Annotated in this window: 17 protein-coding genes; 1 reads left to right on the forward strand and 16 read right to left on the reverse strand. The window is 36.1% G+C overall.

Going from position 1 to position 16,362, the window contains the following annotated elements:
* Positions 1-74 precede the first annotated feature (74 nt).
* The 11 genes from KPL75_RS13930 to KPL75_RS13980 all read right to left on the reverse strand — a co-directional run bounded on the left by KPL75_RS13930 (position 75) and on the right by KPL75_RS13980 (position 10,067).
* Complete coding sequence (locus KPL75_RS13930; RefSeq protein ID WP_002138921.1) at positions 75-1,364, reverse strand: adenylosuccinate synthase; 1,290 nt, start codon at positions 1,362-1,364, stop codon at positions 75-77.
* Between the two features lie 215 nt (positions 1,365-1,579).
* Entirely contained in the window at positions 1,580-2,929 is a 1,350-nt protein-coding gene (gene dnaB / locus KPL75_RS13935; protein ID WP_001286241.1) for a replicative DNA helicase, read from the reverse strand.
* Between the two features lie 27 nt (positions 2,930-2,956).
* Entirely contained in the window at positions 2,957-3,403 is a 447-nt protein-coding gene (gene rplI / locus KPL75_RS13940) for a 50S ribosomal protein L9 (RefSeq protein ID WP_219916769.1), read from the reverse strand.
* The gene (locus KPL75_RS13945; protein ID WP_219916770.1) at positions 3,400-5,373 is read right to left on the reverse strand and encodes a DHH family phosphoesterase; all 1,974 of its coding nucleotides are present in this window, start codon (positions 5,371-5,373) and stop codon (positions 3,400-3,402) included. The genes rplI and KPL75_RS13945 overlap by 4 nt, the downstream gene beginning before the upstream one ends.
* A gap of 78 nt (positions 5,374-5,451) precedes the next feature.
* Complete coding sequence (locus KPL75_RS13950; protein WP_219916771.1) at positions 5,452-6,387, reverse strand: YybS family protein; 936 nt, start codon at positions 6,385-6,387, stop codon at positions 5,452-5,454.
* Positions 6,388-6,467: 80 nt separating this feature from the next.
* A complete protein-coding gene (rpsR, locus tag KPL75_RS13955) occupies positions 6,468-6,701 on the reverse strand; it encodes a 30S ribosomal protein S18 (RefSeq protein WP_000918874.1) in 234 nt (77 codons plus the stop codon).
* Between the two features lie 44 nt (positions 6,702-6,745).
* Positions 6,746-7,267: a single-stranded DNA-binding protein gene (ssb, locus tag KPL75_RS13960; RefSeq protein ID WP_002113227.1), complete on the reverse strand. Its 522-nt coding sequence runs from the start codon at positions 7,265-7,267 to the stop codon at positions 6,746-6,748.
* Between the two features lie 26 nt (positions 7,268-7,293).
* Positions 7,294-7,584, reverse strand: coding sequence for a 30S ribosomal protein S6 (gene rpsF, locus KPL75_RS13965; RefSeq protein ID WP_001233782.1), 291 nt, complete (start codon positions 7,582-7,584; stop codon positions 7,294-7,296).
* A 191-nt stretch (positions 7,585-7,775) separates the two neighbouring features.
* Entirely contained in the window at positions 7,776-8,876 is a 1,101-nt protein-coding gene (ychF, locus tag KPL75_RS13970) for a redox-regulated ATPase YchF (RefSeq protein ID WP_219916772.1), read from the reverse strand.
* A gap of 115 nt (positions 8,877-8,991) precedes the next feature.
* Positions 8,992-9,189 (reverse strand): DUF951 domain-containing protein, encoded by a 198-nt coding sequence (locus KPL75_RS13975; protein ID WP_000436054.1) that lies wholly within the window; start codon positions 9,187-9,189, stop codon positions 8,992-8,994.
* 20 nt (positions 9,190-9,209) lie between these two features.
* A complete protein-coding gene (locus tag KPL75_RS13980; protein ID WP_016096413.1) occupies positions 9,210-10,067 on the reverse strand; it encodes a mechanosensitive ion channel family protein in 858 nt (285 codons plus the stop codon).
* A 260-nt stretch (positions 10,068-10,327) separates the two neighbouring features.
* Between KPL75_RS13980 and yyaC the strand changes: the two genes are divergently transcribed.
* Positions 10,328-10,924: a spore protease YyaC gene (gene yyaC, locus KPL75_RS13985; RefSeq protein WP_002089953.1), complete on the forward strand. Its 597-nt coding sequence runs from the start codon at positions 10,328-10,330 to the stop codon at positions 10,922-10,924.
* A 20-nt stretch (positions 10,925-10,944) separates the two neighbouring features.
* Here yyaC and spo0J read toward each other — a convergent pair whose 3' ends face one another.
* The 5 genes from spo0J to mnmG form a co-directional block, all read right to left on the reverse strand.
* Positions 10,945-11,796, reverse strand: a complete 852-nt coding sequence (spo0J, locus tag KPL75_RS13990; RefSeq protein WP_171902578.1) for a stage 0 sporulation protein Spo0J — start codon at positions 11,794-11,796, stop codon at positions 10,945-10,947.
* Positions 11,789-12,550 (reverse strand): sporulation initiation inhibitor protein Soj, encoded by a 762-nt coding sequence (soj, locus tag KPL75_RS13995; protein ID WP_002016469.1) that lies wholly within the window; start codon positions 12,548-12,550, stop codon positions 11,789-11,791. Before soj ends, spo0J begins: the two co-directional genes overlap by 8 nt.
* 186 nt (positions 12,551-12,736) lie before the next feature.
* Positions 12,737-13,609, reverse strand: coding sequence for a nucleoid occlusion protein (noc, locus tag KPL75_RS14000; protein WP_002016471.1), 873 nt, complete (start codon positions 13,607-13,609; stop codon positions 12,737-12,739).
* A gap of 105 nt (positions 13,610-13,714) precedes the next feature.
* Entirely contained in the window at positions 13,715-14,434 is a 720-nt protein-coding gene (gene rsmG / locus KPL75_RS14005; RefSeq protein ID WP_002016472.1) for a 16S rRNA (guanine(527)-N(7))-methyltransferase RsmG, read from the reverse strand.
* Positions 14,435-14,456: 22 nt separating this feature from the next.
* On the reverse strand, positions 14,457-16,346 hold the full coding sequence (gene mnmG / locus KPL75_RS14010; RefSeq protein WP_219916773.1) for a tRNA uridine-5-carboxymethylaminomethyl(34) synthesis enzyme MnmG: 1,890 nt from the start codon (positions 16,344-16,346) through the stop codon (positions 14,457-14,459).
* Positions 16,347-16,362 lie beyond the last annotated feature (16 nt).

Here is a 16,362-nt window from a genome sequence, read left to right on the forward strand (position 1 = left end):
TTTTTTTATAAAAGATAAGAAAAAACTCATGAGAACATGAGTTTTTTCTTAAAAAAATCAATTTCTTATATCAATTAAGCTTCGTATACATTACGAACGATATTTGTTTGATTACGATCTGGTCCAACTGAGAACATAGATAATTGGATTCCTGTTAATTCAGAAACACGCTCTACGTATTTTCTTGCATTTTCAGGAAGTTCATCCAATGATTTCATAGCAGTAACATCTTCTGTCCAACCTGGAAGCTCTTCATATACAGGCTCACATTTCGCTAAAATGTTTAAGTTAGCTGGAACTTCATCGATAACTTCGCCATTGTATTTGTAAGCAACACAAATTTTAAGAGTTGGGATACCTGTTAATACATCGATAGAGTTTAATGATAAGTCTGTTAAACCACTAACACGACGTGCATGTCTTACAACAACGCTATCGAACCAGCCTACGCGGCGCGGACGACCAGTTGTTGTTCCGTATTCACGACCAACTTCACGAATTTGATGACCGATTTCATCATTAAGTTCCGTAGGGAATGGACCATCACCTACACGGCTTGTATATGCTTTACATACACCTACAACGCGAGTAACTTTCGCAGGACCAACTCCAGTTCCAACTGTTACACCACCAGCAATTGGGTTAGAAGATGTAACGAATGGATACGTACCGTGGTCGATATCAAGCATAACACCTTGTGCACCTTCAAATAATACACGATGATTGTTATCTAGTGCATCATTTAATACGACAGATGTGTCGCATACATATTGTGCGATTTGTTGTCCATATTCGAAGTACTCTTCAAAGATTTCTTCTACACTGAAACCTTCTGTATCGTACATTTTTTCAAACAAACGATTTTTCTCTACTAAATTGCGCTCAAGCTTCTCTTTAAATGCTTCACGGTCTAAAAGATCAGCCATACGGATACCAATACGAGCAGCTTTATCCATATATGCAGGACCGATACCTTTTTTCGTTGTACCGATTTTGTTATCACCTTTACTAGCTTCTTCTAACTCATCTTGTTTTAAGTGATAAGGTAAAATAACGTGCGCACGGTTACTTACACGTAAATTATCAGTACTTACACCACGATCGTGTAAGTATTTTAGCTCTTCAAGTAATGCTTTCGGATCGACTACTAAGCCGTTTCCGATTACACAAATTTTCTCTTTATAGAAAATACCAGATGGAATTAAGTGTAATTTATATTTAACTCCGCCGAAAACAATTGTATGTCCCGCGTTATTTCCACCTTGATATCTTGCAACTACTTCCGCATGCTCAGAAAGAAAATCAGTGATTTTACCTTTTCCTTCGTCGCCCCATTGTGTTCCTACAACTACTACTGAAGACATTATTAAAGCACCTCCGCGATTTTCAAACGATCTATTCAAACAATATAATTGTACCAAAACCGAAAAAGAAGTCAACCAAAAAGCGAACATTTTTTTAATAAAATTCATTTTCGTTCGTAAGAATTATATTTTCACATTATGAAAGCCTTATCTTTCCTATATAAAAAAAGAAACACATCTTATTATAAGAAATGTGTTTCTTTTTTATACTGCCTTTATGCCCCATCTTCAAAGCGTCGTTCTAAGTTGACGAATTTATTAAATTCCTTAACAAACGCAAGCTCTACTGAACCTACGGGACCATTACGCTGCTTTGCAATAATAATTTCAATCGTATTTTTATTTTCCGTTTCACGGTCATAGTAATCTTCACGATACAAGAATGCTACAATATCAGCATCCTGCTCGATACTTCCTGATTCACGAATGTCAGACATCATCGGCCGTTTATCTTGACGAGATTCTACACCACGAGATAACTGCGATAAGGCAATAACAGGCACTTGCAATTCACGTGCAATCCCTTTTAATGTACGAGAAATCTCAGATACTTCCTGCTGACGGTTTTCTCCTGATTTCCCGCTACCTTGAATAAGCTGCAAATAGTCAATTAAGACCATACCAAGACCTTGTTCTTGCTTTAACCTACGACATTTCGCTCGAATCTCATTTACTTTAATCCCTGGTGTATCATCAATATATATACCAGCATTAGAAAGGCTACCCATCGCCATTGTTAACTTTGCCCAATCATCAGAAGTTAATGACCCAGTACGAAGTCTTTGCGCATCAATATTACCTTCTGCACAAAGCATACGCATAACAAGCTGATCAGAGCCCATCTCTAGACTGAAAATCGCTACATTTTCATCCGTTTTTGTCGCTACGTTTTGTGCGATATTTAATGAAAATGCAGTTTTCCCTACCGATGGACGTGCCGCTACTATGATTAAATCATTTCGTTGAAAACCTGCGGTCATCTTATCTAATTCAGTAAATCCAGTTGGTATTCCCGTAACTTCACCTTTTTGATTATGCAAAAGTTCAATTTTATCATAAGCATCTACAAGAACATCTTTAATGTTTTGAAATGCTTTTGCATTGGTTTGATGAGATACTTCTAATATTTTTTTCTCAGCCTCATTTAAAAGGCCGTCCACATCATCTTCTCTCTCGTATCCATCCGATACAATATGAGTCGCCGTTCGAATTAAACGACGTAAAAGCGCCTTTTCAGCGATGATGCGTGCATAATATTCTACGTTAGCAGCTGTTGGAACAACTTCTGCTAACTCTGCTAGATAAGAAACCCCACCAACTTCTTCTAGTAATCCTTGATCAGCCATCGCTGATGTCATTATTACTAAGTCAATTGGTTCTCCCTTATCAGACAACCCAAGCATGACTTCAAAAATCTTTTGATGTTTCGTTCGATAAAATGAGTCAGGTACCAATAGTTCCGATGCTGACGTTAACGCATCCTGATCAATTAATATGGCACCTAAGACTGCCTGCTCAGCTTCTATATTATGCGGAGGGGTACGATCAGCCATTACATCACTCATGCGCAATCCTCCTTATTTAATTTATTTTTATTGTTCACTAACATGAACTTTTACTTTTGCTGTTACTTGCGGATGCAATTTCACAGTCACATTTGTATAACCTAATGCACGGATTGCATCATCCATTTCAAATTTACGTTTATCAAGTTTGATTTTGTGTGATTTTTGCATTACGTCTACGATTTGTTTGCTTGTAATAGAACCAAATAAACGGCCACCTTCTCCAGATTTCGCCTTTAATTCTACAGTTAATTTCTCTAATGTTTCTTTTAATTGTTTTGCATTTTCAAGCTCTGCTGCTGCATCTTTTTCCTCTTTGCGCTTTTGAGCATCTAAAGTTTTCATACTGCTGTTTGTCGCTTCGGCAGCTAACCCTTGTTTTAGTAAGAAATTATTTGCATAACCGTCTGGTACGTTTTTTATTTCTCCTTTTTTGCCTTTACCTTTTACGTCTTTTAGAAAAATTACTTTCATGATTGTGTGCCTCCCTGTAAATAGTCATCAATAACAAATCGAAGCTTCTCCTCCGCTTCATCTACTGTAACATTTTTCATTTGTGTGGCTGCATTTGTTAAGTGCCCGCCACCTCCTAAATTCTCCATAATTAGCTGTACATTCAATTCACCTAAAGATCTACCACTAATTCCAATGAAATTTTCTCCACGTTTTGCAATAACAAACGATGCAATGATACCTGTCATTGTCAATAATGTGTCTGCTGATTGTGCAATAAGTACTTGGTCATAATATTCATCACCATCAACTTTAGCAATCGCAATTCCATTTTTATAAATGTACGCATTTTTAATGGCTTTTGCAACTCGTAAATACTGACCCATATCTTCTTTTAAAAGTTCTTGTACAAGTACAGTGTCTGCGCCATGCGAGCGTAAATAAGAAGCGGCATCAAATGTGCGAGCGCCTGTACGGAATGTAAAACTTTTCGTATCAACAATAATACCAGCTAACAATGCCGTTGCTTCCAACATTGTCATCTTTAAATTTTTCGGTTGATACTCAAGTAATTCTGTAACAAGCTCTGCCGTTGAAGAAGCGTATGGCTCCATATAAACAAGCAATGGATCTTCAATAAAATCTTCCCCACGGCGATGATGGTCAATAACCACTACATTTTCAATCTTATGTAACAGTTTTTCCTCCATCACCATTGAAGGTTTATGCGTGTCAACAACAACAAGTAATGAATCATCATTTGCAAATTCCATCGCTTGCCCTGGCGTAATAAAGTGTGACCATAACTCTTCATTTTGTTTCACTTTATCCATCAAACGCTTGATTCCTTTATCAGAATCATTTTCATCTAATACAATATATCCTTTGCGCTCATTTAATTGAGCTACCTTTAAAATACCAATCGCTGCACCAATCGCATCCATATCAGGAGCTCTATGCCCCATTATAATGACATTACTGCTTTCTAATACTAAATCCTTTAATGCATGCGAAATAACTCTAGCACGTACACGAGTACGCTTTTCAACCGGATTCGTCTTACCACCGTAAAATTTAACTTTACCCGTTGCTTGTTTAATAGCTACTTGGTCCCCTCCTCGTCCTAACGCAAGGTCTAAACCAGATTGAGCCATCGCCCCAAGCTCCGATAAAGGTAAATCACCTGAGCCAACACCAACACTTAATGTAAGTGGTATATTCCTTTTTGATGTTTCTTCACGTACTTGATCTAAAATGCTAAACTTACCTTTCTCCATTTGCGCTAAAATACTTTCATTTAGTACAACGAAGAATCTTTCTGAAGATGCACGTTTCAAATATGCACCATACTTAACGGCCCATTCATTTAGACGTGACGTCACAAGACTTGTTATATTCGTACGTAATTGATCATCTAACCCTTGTGTAACTTCATCATAATTATCTAAATAAATAACAGCTAAAACAGTGCGCTGATCCTCATACATTTTTTCAATCTCTGTTTGCTCAGTTACATCAAAAAAATAAATTAGTTTTTCTTCTTTCCTTACAAACACACGGAACTTTCGACTATTTAAAGATACTATATCATCAGAAGTCTCTCCTTTAATAAAAAGGAGTAATGTTTCTGATACATCGTACAGATGCCACCCAGCTAATGCTTGTTGCCCCAAACATGAAGACAAGTAAGGATTTGCCCAATCAATCCCATACTCCTTATTGTATAACAATATACCGATTGGCATCTGGTTGAATGCTTCGTTACTCACTTTTTTTACCCTAGTAATCATATCTGTCGTATACTTTTCAAAGTTCCTTTGAAAGGTAAGTTCAAATCGTATAACTAAAAAGAAAACGATACTAAAAATAAAAAAGGAAGATATCCCCATGATTAAGTGAAAATAACAGAGAATCGAGATTAGCACCAACACAAAAAATGCCAATACGTAAACAGGATATAAAAACCACTGTTTCTTATAAAATTCAGGCATGTATACAACTCCTATAAAGTAAAACTAACTCACCTTCCAGTTAGTTAAACAAATTAAAATAGTGTAAGGAATATTATTTTATTCCCCTATTTTAGAACGCAATGAAATCCCTAAATCAATTATACCTAAGATTGTCACAAGAGGAAACAGCATTGGAATAAACATACATACAATAAAACTAATAACAGGAATACCTCTCTTGAAACCTTTTCTATGTGCTAAAAAGGTGATAAACGTTAATCCTTGCAATACGAGCAGCAAAGCAAAGATTACATATAGGTTAGAAAATACCATATGTAAATATGATGTTGGTTCTACTTTTATAAAAGTTGCTAACAAAATAAATATGACGTAATACCAGATAATACTCTTTGGCAATTGTATATCTTTAAACTTAGGCCAAGGTGTAACGTCGTGCTTTAACTTTCTCAAAGCACTCCCCGATATTAGCACTGTGATCCAAGAAAAACATGCAGAAAATAGCACAAGTATACTTGGAAATAACGTTTGTAATATATCATTCATTTGTGCAAACAACTCTTTTTGTTCCTTACTAACTGGCATACCAGCAACATCTGCTATCTTTTCACTTTGCACCATACTTTCACTAAACATAATTTGCATTTGCTTCATTAAATCTATGTTGAAAAATTTTATACTTCCAACATAAATGAGCATTATACCAATTAAATACGCAAGTGTTCCAGCTATCAATATTTCCACTGGCTTTTTCCCTTTTTTATACATATATCCTAATACAATACCTATTAATCCAAACATCACTGTCTTTATGAGATTAATCGGCTGACTCACAATAACTGTAATAAAAAGTGCCGCTACAAAAATCACGAGTATATTAGATAGTTTATGTCTTATTGTTAATAATATAAATGGTAACGGCAACGCAAAAATTACAACTGTACCTAAAATTGGAACATACATAGATATAAGCAACAAAATTGCATATATAGCCAATAATGCTGCACCCTCAGTAATAAATCTCGTATTTTTCATCATCCGACCTCTCTCTCAAAAAAGAAAAGCATAGCAAAATGCACAGTAGAGTCCGACTCTACTGTGCATTTCATACGCTATTATTCACCAACATATGGTAAAAGTGCCATTTGACGAGCACGTTTAATTGCAACTGTAAGTTTGCGTTGGTATTTCGCGCTTGTTCCTGTTACACGACGAGGTAAAATTTTACCACGCTCAGAAACGAAACGTTTTAATAAATCAACATCTTTATAGTCAATGCGAGTGATGCCGTTAGATGTGAAGAAACACACCTTACGACGTTTCGCACGTCCACCTTTGCGTCCTGCCATGTCTATTCCCTCCATTCTTTGTTAAAAATAACCGATTCATACCATTAAAATGGTAAATCGTCGTCCGAAATGTCAATCGGTTGACCAACATTCGAAAATGGATCGTCATTCTTCGTAAATCCAGAGTTACCAGTGTTACCAGAGTTACCCGGATTACTAGATTGACCAAATGGGTTAGAGCTTTGGTTACCGAAACCAGCTCCTGATGGTTGCTGATTAAATGAACCACGTTGCTCCCCACCGCCATTACGCGGCTCTAAAAATTGTACGCTCTCCGCAAGAACTTCTGTTACATATACACGTTTACCATCTTGTCCATCGTAATTACGAGTTTGAAGACGTCCGTCTACGCCTGCTAAGCTACCTTTTTTCAAATAATTTGCCACGTTTTCTGCTTGTTTACGCCATATTACACAATTAATAAAGTCAGCTTCACGCTCACCTTGTTGATTCGCAAATGCGCGATTCACAGCTAACGTAAAAGTAGCTACTGCAACACCATTGGGCGTGTAACGTAAGTCAGGGTCCTTAGTTAAACGACCAACGAGGATAACACGATTCATCAATCGAACCACTCTCCCTTATATATCAATTATTTTTCTTCTTCTTTAACAACGATATGACGAAGGATATCTTCGTTGATCTTAGCTAAACGGTCGAATTCGTTAATCGCCTCTGAGTTAGAGTTCACGTTTAAGATCATGTAGAAACCTTCACGTAAGTCGTTGATTTCGTAAGCTAAACGACGCTTACCCCACTCTTTCGTGTTAATGATTTCTGCACCATTGTTTGTTAAAACACCTGCAAAACGTTCAACTAAAGCTTTTTGAGCTTCTTCTTCAACGCCAGGACGAATGATGTACATAATTTCGTACTTTCTCATTACACTTTCACCTCCTTTTGGTCTAAACGGCCCATAATGGGCAAGGAGCAATTAATTTATAGTAATTACTCACGAGTCTAGATTATATCATAGTAAGTTATATGAATCAACTCACCAATACGTAAAAAACTTGGCAAACACATAATATATTTGCCAAGTTCATATCTTTATTTTTCCTAGGAAATATTAAATTAAACGTTAAAGCGGAAGTGCATAACATCTCCGTCTTTTACGATATACTCTTTTCCTTCTAAACGTACTTTTCCAGCTTCTTTTGCAGCTGTCATAGAACCGTTTGTCATTAAATCATCATAAGAAACTGTTTCTGCGCGAATAAATCCACGCTCAAAGTCTGTATGAATTACACCAGCACATTGTGGTGCTTTCATACCTTGTTTAAACGTCCATGCACGTACTTCTTGCACACCAGCTGTGAAGTAAGTAGCAAGTCCTAATAAGTCATATGCAGCACGAATTAATTGATCCAAACCAGATTCTTCAATACCTAGTTCTTCAAGGAATACTTTCTTCTCTTCCTCATCTAACTCAGCAATTTCTGATTCTATTTTTGCACATACAACAATTACTTGTGAATTTTCATTTGCTGCAAATTCTTTTACCATTTGTACATATTTATTGTCAGAAGGATCCATAATATCATCTTCACTTACGTTTGCTACATATAGCATTTCTTTCGTTGTAAGTAAATGAAGGCCTTTAACAATCTTCATTTGCTCTTCTGTAAATTCAACGGTACGAGCTGGTTTTCCCTCTTCAAAAGCTTCTTTTAAACGAACTAAAATTTCATGCTCATATACAGCTTCTTTATCTTTTTGTCTTGCTAACTTCGCAACTCGTTCGATACGCTTATCAACAGATTCCAAATCCGCTAAGATTAGTTCTAAGTTAATTGTTTCAATGTCATCAATTGGATCTACTTTTCCTGAAACGTGCGTAATATTTTCATCTTCAAAACAACGAACAACTTGGCAAATTGCATCTACTTGACGAATGTGAGATAAGAATTTATTTCCTAACCCTTCACCTTTACTCGCACCTTTTACGATACCCGCGATATCAGTAAATTCAAATACAGTCGGAACAGTTTTTTTCGGTTCTACTAATTCCGTTAATTTATTTAAACGCTCATCTGGTACTTCTACAATTCCTACGTTTGGATCGATTGTACAGAATGGATAGTTCGCAGATTCTGCTCCTGCTTGTGTAATCGCATTAAATAAAGTGGACTTCCCTACGTTAGGTAATCCAACAATCCCAGCCGTTAATCCCATATTTTTCACTCCTATGTCTCAATCTTTCATCATTATAGATAGTAACGAAAAAAATGACAAGTTTCCACCAAATGAAAAAAAGCAACGGCTGTCTACCGCAGCCGTTGCTTTTTCACTATTCTTCATGCTTCACAAGTATTTTTTTTACCTTACGATCAAACTCTCTTCGAGGAATCATTACCGAATGGTCACATCCCTCGCACTTAACGCGGATATCCATTCCCATACGAATAATCTTCCAGCGATTCTCACCACACGGATGGGCTTTCTTCATTTCCACAACATCGTACAAGTTATATTGCTTTTGCTCCATTCTCCAAATCCCTCCCACTATTAAATTGCTTTTTCATTAACTAATTCTTCACGACTATATAAAACCATACGTGGGTATGGAATTTCAATCCCATGTAAATCAAGACGATTTTTAATCTCTTTGCGAAGAGCCCTCGCAATAACTGCATGCTGCATCGGCTCAACTTCAGCAATAACACGTAATACAACTTCAGATGCTGCCAATGTTTGAACACCTAGCAATTGAGGTGTTGTTACCATTTTCTCATATTTTCCTGGTAATTCCACTAATAAATCTTCAATAACTTGCTCCGCTCGTACTATATCACTTTCATAAGAAATAGATACATCAACAAATGCTACACTATTACTAACGGAAAAGTTCGTTACTTGTACAATACTGCCATTTGGTATTATATGAATTTCACCCGTCCAGCTTTTCATCTTCGTTGTGCGTAGTCCTATTTCCAAAACAGTTCCTTCAAATTGACCTATTCTTACATAATCACCTACTGAAAATTGATCCTCTAACAAAATAAATAATCCTGTAATAACATCTTTAACTAAACTTTGTGCACCAAAACCAACTGCTAAACCAATTACCCCAGCACCAGCTAATAGACCAGATGCATTAATATTGAACACGCCTAAAATCGCAATTAACATAATAAACATAACAACGTATGCCACAATATTTTCAAGTAACTTCGCTACTGTAACTGTACGACGTTCTGAAATTTGAATTGGCGAGCGACTTCCCATACGAAACGCATTTCGTACAATTGCCCTTGCAACTCGCACAATAATTGCACCAAGTATTAAAATAACGACTATTTGTAGTGATTTTACACCTATATTCGTCCAATCAATGGACTCAAACCATTTCAACGCTAAATCCATGTACCTCTACCTCTCCAGCTAAAATTTCTTTTTAGTTATCCTTCTCATTGTATCAGAACTCTCTCTGGTTTCTGAAAAAAATTTATAACTTTAATTCCATTTGTTAACTTCCATCCAGGTATAAAATGAAACGAATATATATATACTAGTACTATTATTTCCGTTTTCATTCACAGTTTGCAAAAAGTATGCACTTATAATTTTCCATTTCACACACCATATAACATATTGTGAAAATTTATTAAAAGGATGGGTGCTTCATGAATATTAGAAGTTTTCGCTTACCTTTTTTTGAAAAAGAAACTCAAAATGTTATGCATCATGACTTAGAAGCCTCCGAGACAATCAGTAATTTCTTACTTTCCCATATTCCCATTAAGACTAATATGCCACTCATTCTCGTTTGTATCGGAACGGACCGTTCTACCGGTGATGCACTTGGTCCATTAGTTGGGACTAAACTAGAACAAATTGAAATCAAAAACCTTCAAGTATTCGGCACACTAGACGAACCAATACATGCACTAAATTTAGAAGAGAAAATTCAAAATATACAGAAAGAAAACCCTACTTCATTTATTATTGCTGTTGATGCATGTTTAGGGAAATCTCAAAGTATTGGTTCTATAACTACCGGAAAGGGCCCCAGTAAACCTGGAGCTGCGATGAATAAGAAATTACCTGAGATTGGTGATTTGCATATTCATGGTATCGTAAATTTAAATGGTTTCATGGAGTTTTTCGTACTTCAAAATACAAGATTAAGTCTAGTCATGAAGATGGCTGATGTAATTGCACAAAGTATAAAAGAAACAGACCAAAAATTATCTGCATTAAAAAAAGCAAACCATCTATAAACAATAAGATGGTTTGCTTTTTAATTTCCCTTTGATAATAATTCTAAAATTCGATTTAAATCTTCTTTATTAAAAAATTCGATTTCGATTTTACCTTTTTCTTTTTTTGTTTCTTTGATCTTTACATCCGTACCAAACTTTTCTCTTAAAAACGTTTCACGCTCTACAAAAAATATATTTCTTTCTTTTTTCACTTGTTGTGTTTCACGTGAAACACGTTGATTAATTTCCTGGACAATTTGTTCCAATTGGCGAACATTCAGTCCTTCTTTTTCAATTCGCTTCAATAAAGATTTCAACTGTTCTTCATCTTTTATTGTAAGTAAAGTTCTTCCATGAGCCATTGAAAGCTGACCGTTTGCAATCATATCTTGAACGAATGAAGGGAGGCTTAACAAACGAGTATAATTTGCGATATAAGGCCTGCTTTTACCAAGACGTTTTGCTAATTGTTCTTGTGTTACATTTAGCTCGTTCATTAACATCTGATATGCCATTGCCTCTTCCATAGGATTTAAATCTTCTCGTTGTAAGTTTTCAAGCAAAGCAAATTCCATCATTTGCTGCTCATTTAATTGCCTTACGACAGCAGGCACTTTCTCAAGTCCGGCCTCTTTAGCAGCACGATATCTTCTTTCACCTGCAACTATTTCATATCCTTTAATACTCTTTCGAGCAATTAACGGTTGCAATATACCGTGCTCTTTAATAGAAGCCGCTAATTCCTGAATCGCTTCTTTATTGAAATGTTTACGTGGTTGATATGGATTCGGCCTTAATTCAGTTACTATAATCTCCTGAATCGTTTCTTCTTCTTTCACATCTAAATCTGGAAAAAACACGTTGATTCCTCTTCCTAATCCCTTAGCCACCTGCAATCACTTCCTCTGCTAAATCTAAATATACTTCTGCTCCTCTTGATTTAGCGTCATACTGCATAATTGGTTTTCCATGACTTGGTGCCTCACTTAAGCGAACATTACGAGGAATAATCGAACGATATACTTTATCCCTAAAGTATTTTTTCACTTCATCTATAACTTGAATTCCTAAATTTGTACGAGCATCCAACATCGTTAACAATACACCTTGAATTGCTAAATTTTTATTTAAATGCTTTTGCACAAGTCGAACTGTATTTAATAGCTGACTTAACCCTTCCAGCGCGTAATATTCACACTGTACAGGAATAATAACAGAATCTGCTGCTGTTAATGCATTAATCGTTAATAACCCTAAGGATGGGGGACAGTCAATAATAATATACTCATATTCATCACGAATTGGCTGTAACGCTCTTTGCAAGCGTACTTCCCGGGAAATGGTTGGTACCAATTCAATTTCAGCACCAGCCAATTGAATTGTAGCGGGTAGAACATCTAAGTTTTCAGTTGCGGTTTTCCGTATGGCACCTTGAACATCTGCATCTTCTACAAGAACATTATAAATACATTGATCTAATTCAGACTTTTCAATCCCTACACCAGTCGTTGCATTTCCTTGAGCATCAATATCTACGAGAAGGACTTTTTTTCCTACTTGTGCCAATCCAGCCCCTAAATTAACAGATGTTGTTGTTTTTCCAACACCGCCTTTTTGATTAGCAATAGCAATGATTTTTCCCATGATGTCACCTACTTTCAACCTTTCTTTCTTATTCTAGAAATAATTATGTTTATTGTAACATGAAATAAAAGTTTTTCTTTTACGTCCTTATTAAACTTCAAAATTTATTTCTAAACTCCTTCTTGCTTTAACAAGAAAATATAGTAAAAGAGACCTCTCCAATAGGATAAGGTCTCTAGCACGTAATTATTTTTTCTTCGGAATTTTAATCGTAATTTGATAGTATTCATCAAACTCTTCTTCCGCAGAATTAACATTCAAACCACTGTTAGCAACCATTTGTAATGATTGTCTAATTGTGTTCATAGCAATTCTCGCATCTCGACTTACTGCTTTTTGCTTTGCTTTGCGCTTTGGTTTTACTTCTTCTAGTAACTTTGCAATTCGTTCTTCTGTTTGCTTTACATTCAATTGCTTCTCCACAATCTCTTGTAAAACCTTCAGTTGTAATTCCTCATTTTTCAAAGGAATAAGGGCACGAGCATGCCGTTCTGTAATACTTTTTTCTAATAATGCACTTTTGATTTCTTCAGGCAATTTTAATAATCGCAATTTATTTGCGACTGTCGATTGTCCTTTTCCAAGTCGTTGTGCCAATGCTTCTTGTGTTAAATTATGTAACTCAATCAGCTTTTGATATGCCACAGCTTCCTCAATTGCTGTTAATTCCTCACGCTGCAAATTTTCAATTAACGCTACAGAAGCTGTCTCAGTATCATTTAAATTCTTTATTATTGCAGGAACTTTTTCCCACCCTAACTTTGTTGCTGCGCGGAAACGCCTTTCCCCGGCAATAATCTCGTACTTATCATCCTCATACTGTCTCACAACAATCGGCTGGATAAGCCCATGTGTACGAATCGTTAATGCTAGCTCCTCAATACGTGCATCGTCAAAAACTGTTCGTGGTTGATAACGGTTAGGGGTAATGTTTACTATCGGAATTTCCTGTATTTCTTCATATACCTTTTTAGCTATTTCTTCATGGCTTTCGTCTTGTAATTCGAATTCGCTCTCTTTATCTCCAAAGCCAAATAAACGAGAAAACGTATTTTTCATACATATTCCACCACCTTTTAGGCCTATTGACTGTTCTACATAAAATGTTTCCTATGAAACATTTACGTTTTCATTTATATAATTTAATCTTACGTCTAATAAGATTTATTTTTCAATAGGTAATTTATTGGGCGTTCCCGGTTTGCGTGGATATTTCTTTGGTGTCTTGCGCTTTTTCTCGATTAATAAAATATTACGCTCACTTTCTTCAAACGGTAATTGGAACGTAGACATTTCTTTCAATTCTCCGCCAAGTACCTCTAAAGCATATTTGCCATTTTCGATTTCTTCGTTCGCCGCTGCACCTTTCATTGCAATGAATGTTCCCCCTACTTTTACAAGTGGTAAACATAGCTCACTTAATACAGAAAGACGTGCAACTGCACGTGCCATTACAATATCGTATGCTTCACGTACACCTTCTTTTTTTCCAAATGTTTCAGCACGATCATGACAAAATGCAACATCACTTAATTCTAACTTTTGCGCTAAGTGATTTAAGAAATTAATACGTTTTTGTAATGAATCTACAATTGTTACTTTTAAGTGCGGGAAACAGATTTTTAAAGGGATACTTGGGAATCCAGCTCCTGCTCCAACATCACAAATAGAAAATGGTTTCGAAAAATCATAATAAAAAGCCGCTGTAACAGAATCAAAAAAGTGTTTTAAGTATACTTCTTCTTTCTCCGTAATAGCCGTTAAGTTCATTTTTTCATTCCACTCTACTAATGTTTCAAAATAGATTCCGAACTGCTCTAACTGTCTAGAAGAGAGGGAAATACCCTTCTCTTCTAGCATAGATTGAAATTGTTCTATGTTCATCTAGCAATATCTCCTTACTATGTTATTGGTTCGATACTCGTGCAATTTTTCCTTGTTCAATGTAAATAAGCAAAATGGAAACATCAGCTGGATTTACGCCAGAAATACGTGAAGCTTGCCCCATTGAAAGCGGACGAACATCTTTCAATTTCTGTCTCGCTTCTGAGGCAAGGCTAGAAATCGCATCATAATCAATATCCACAGGAATTTTTTTGTTTTCCATTTTCTTCATACGTTCTACTTGCTGTAAAGATTTTTCAATGTATCCTTCGTACTTGGTCTGAATTTCAACTTGTTCCGTAATTTCATCACTTAATGCTACTTCACTTGGTACTAAAAGATGAATATGCTCATATGTCACCTCTGGACGGCGTAATAAGTCACTTGCACGTATTCCATCTTTCAATTCACTTCCGCCAATACTACGAATTAATTCTTGAACTTCAGGACGCGGTTTAATAAAAATACTCTCTAACCGTTCCTTCTCCTGTTCAATTTGTAACTTTTTATTTGTAAATCGCTCATAGCGATCTTCTTTAATTAAGCCAATTTCACGACCAACTTCAGTTAAACGAAGGTCAGCATTATCATGGCGTAATAATAGGCGATATTCTGCACGAGACGTTAATAAACGATATGGTTCATTTGTACCTTTCGTTACAAGGTCATCAATTAAGACACCAATATAAGCATCAGCACGACCTAAAATAACTTCTTTTTTACCTAAAGAGCGACACGCTGCATTAATCCCAGCCATAAGCCCTTGTCCTGCTGCTTCTTCGTAACCAGAAGTTCCGTTAATTTGTCCTGCTGTATATAAATTTTTAATTTTTTTCGTTTCAAGTGTTGGCCATAGTTGTGTTGGTACAATTGCATCATATTCAATCGCATAACCCGTACGCATCATTTCAACATTTTCTAGACCAGGGATTGTTCTAAGCATGTCACGCTGCACATCTTCTGGTAAACTTGTCGATAAGCCTTGAACATATACTTCTTGTGTATTACGTCCTTCTGGCTCTAAGAAAATTTGATGACGTGGTTTATCATTAAATCTTACTACTTTGTCTTCAATAGAAGGACAATATCTAGGACCCGTTCCTTTAATCATACCAGAATACATAGCTGAACGATGTAAATTTTCGTCTATTAAACGATGTGTCTCTGTACTTGTATACGTCAACCAACATGGAATTTGATCCATAATAAATTTTGTCGTTTCAAAAGAAAATGCACGTGGCTTATCATCACCTGGTTGAATTTCTGTTTTGCTGTAGTCAATTGTATTACTATTTACACGCGGAGGTGTACCTGTTTTAAATCTAACAAGATCAAAACCAAGTTCCTCTAAGTGTTCAGATAGTGTAATTGATGGTTGCTGATTATTTGGACCACTTGAATATTTTAAGTCTCCCATAATAATCTCACCACGTAAAAATGTTCCAGTTGTAATTACAACTGTTTTCGCTGTGTATTCAGCACCAGCTTGTGTAATTACCCCTTTACATACACCATCTTCAACAATTAAACGCTCTACCAGACCTTGAAACAACGTTAAGTTTGGTGTTTCTTCAATTGTTTTCTTTAACTCATGCTGGTAAGAAAACTTATCAGCTTGTGCACGAAGTGCGCGTACAGCTGGTCCTTTACCTGTATTTAACATACGCATTTGAATATGTGTTTTATCAATATTGCGTCCCATTTCTCCGCCCAATGCATCAATTTCACGAACAACAATCCCTTTTGCTGGTCCACCAACAGAAGGGTTACATGGCATGAACGCTACCATATCTAAGTTAATTGTTAACATTAATGTTTTTGAGCCCATTCGTGCTGCTGCAAGACCAGCTTCACATCCTGCATGACCTGCACCGATTACTATGACGTCGTATGAACCGGCATTGTATCCCATTGTTTTTTCCTCCTAA

The organism is Bacillus sp. NP247, assembly GCF_018966865.1.
Lineage (GTDB): Bacteria > Bacillota > Bacilli > Bacillales > Bacillaceae_G > Bacillus_A.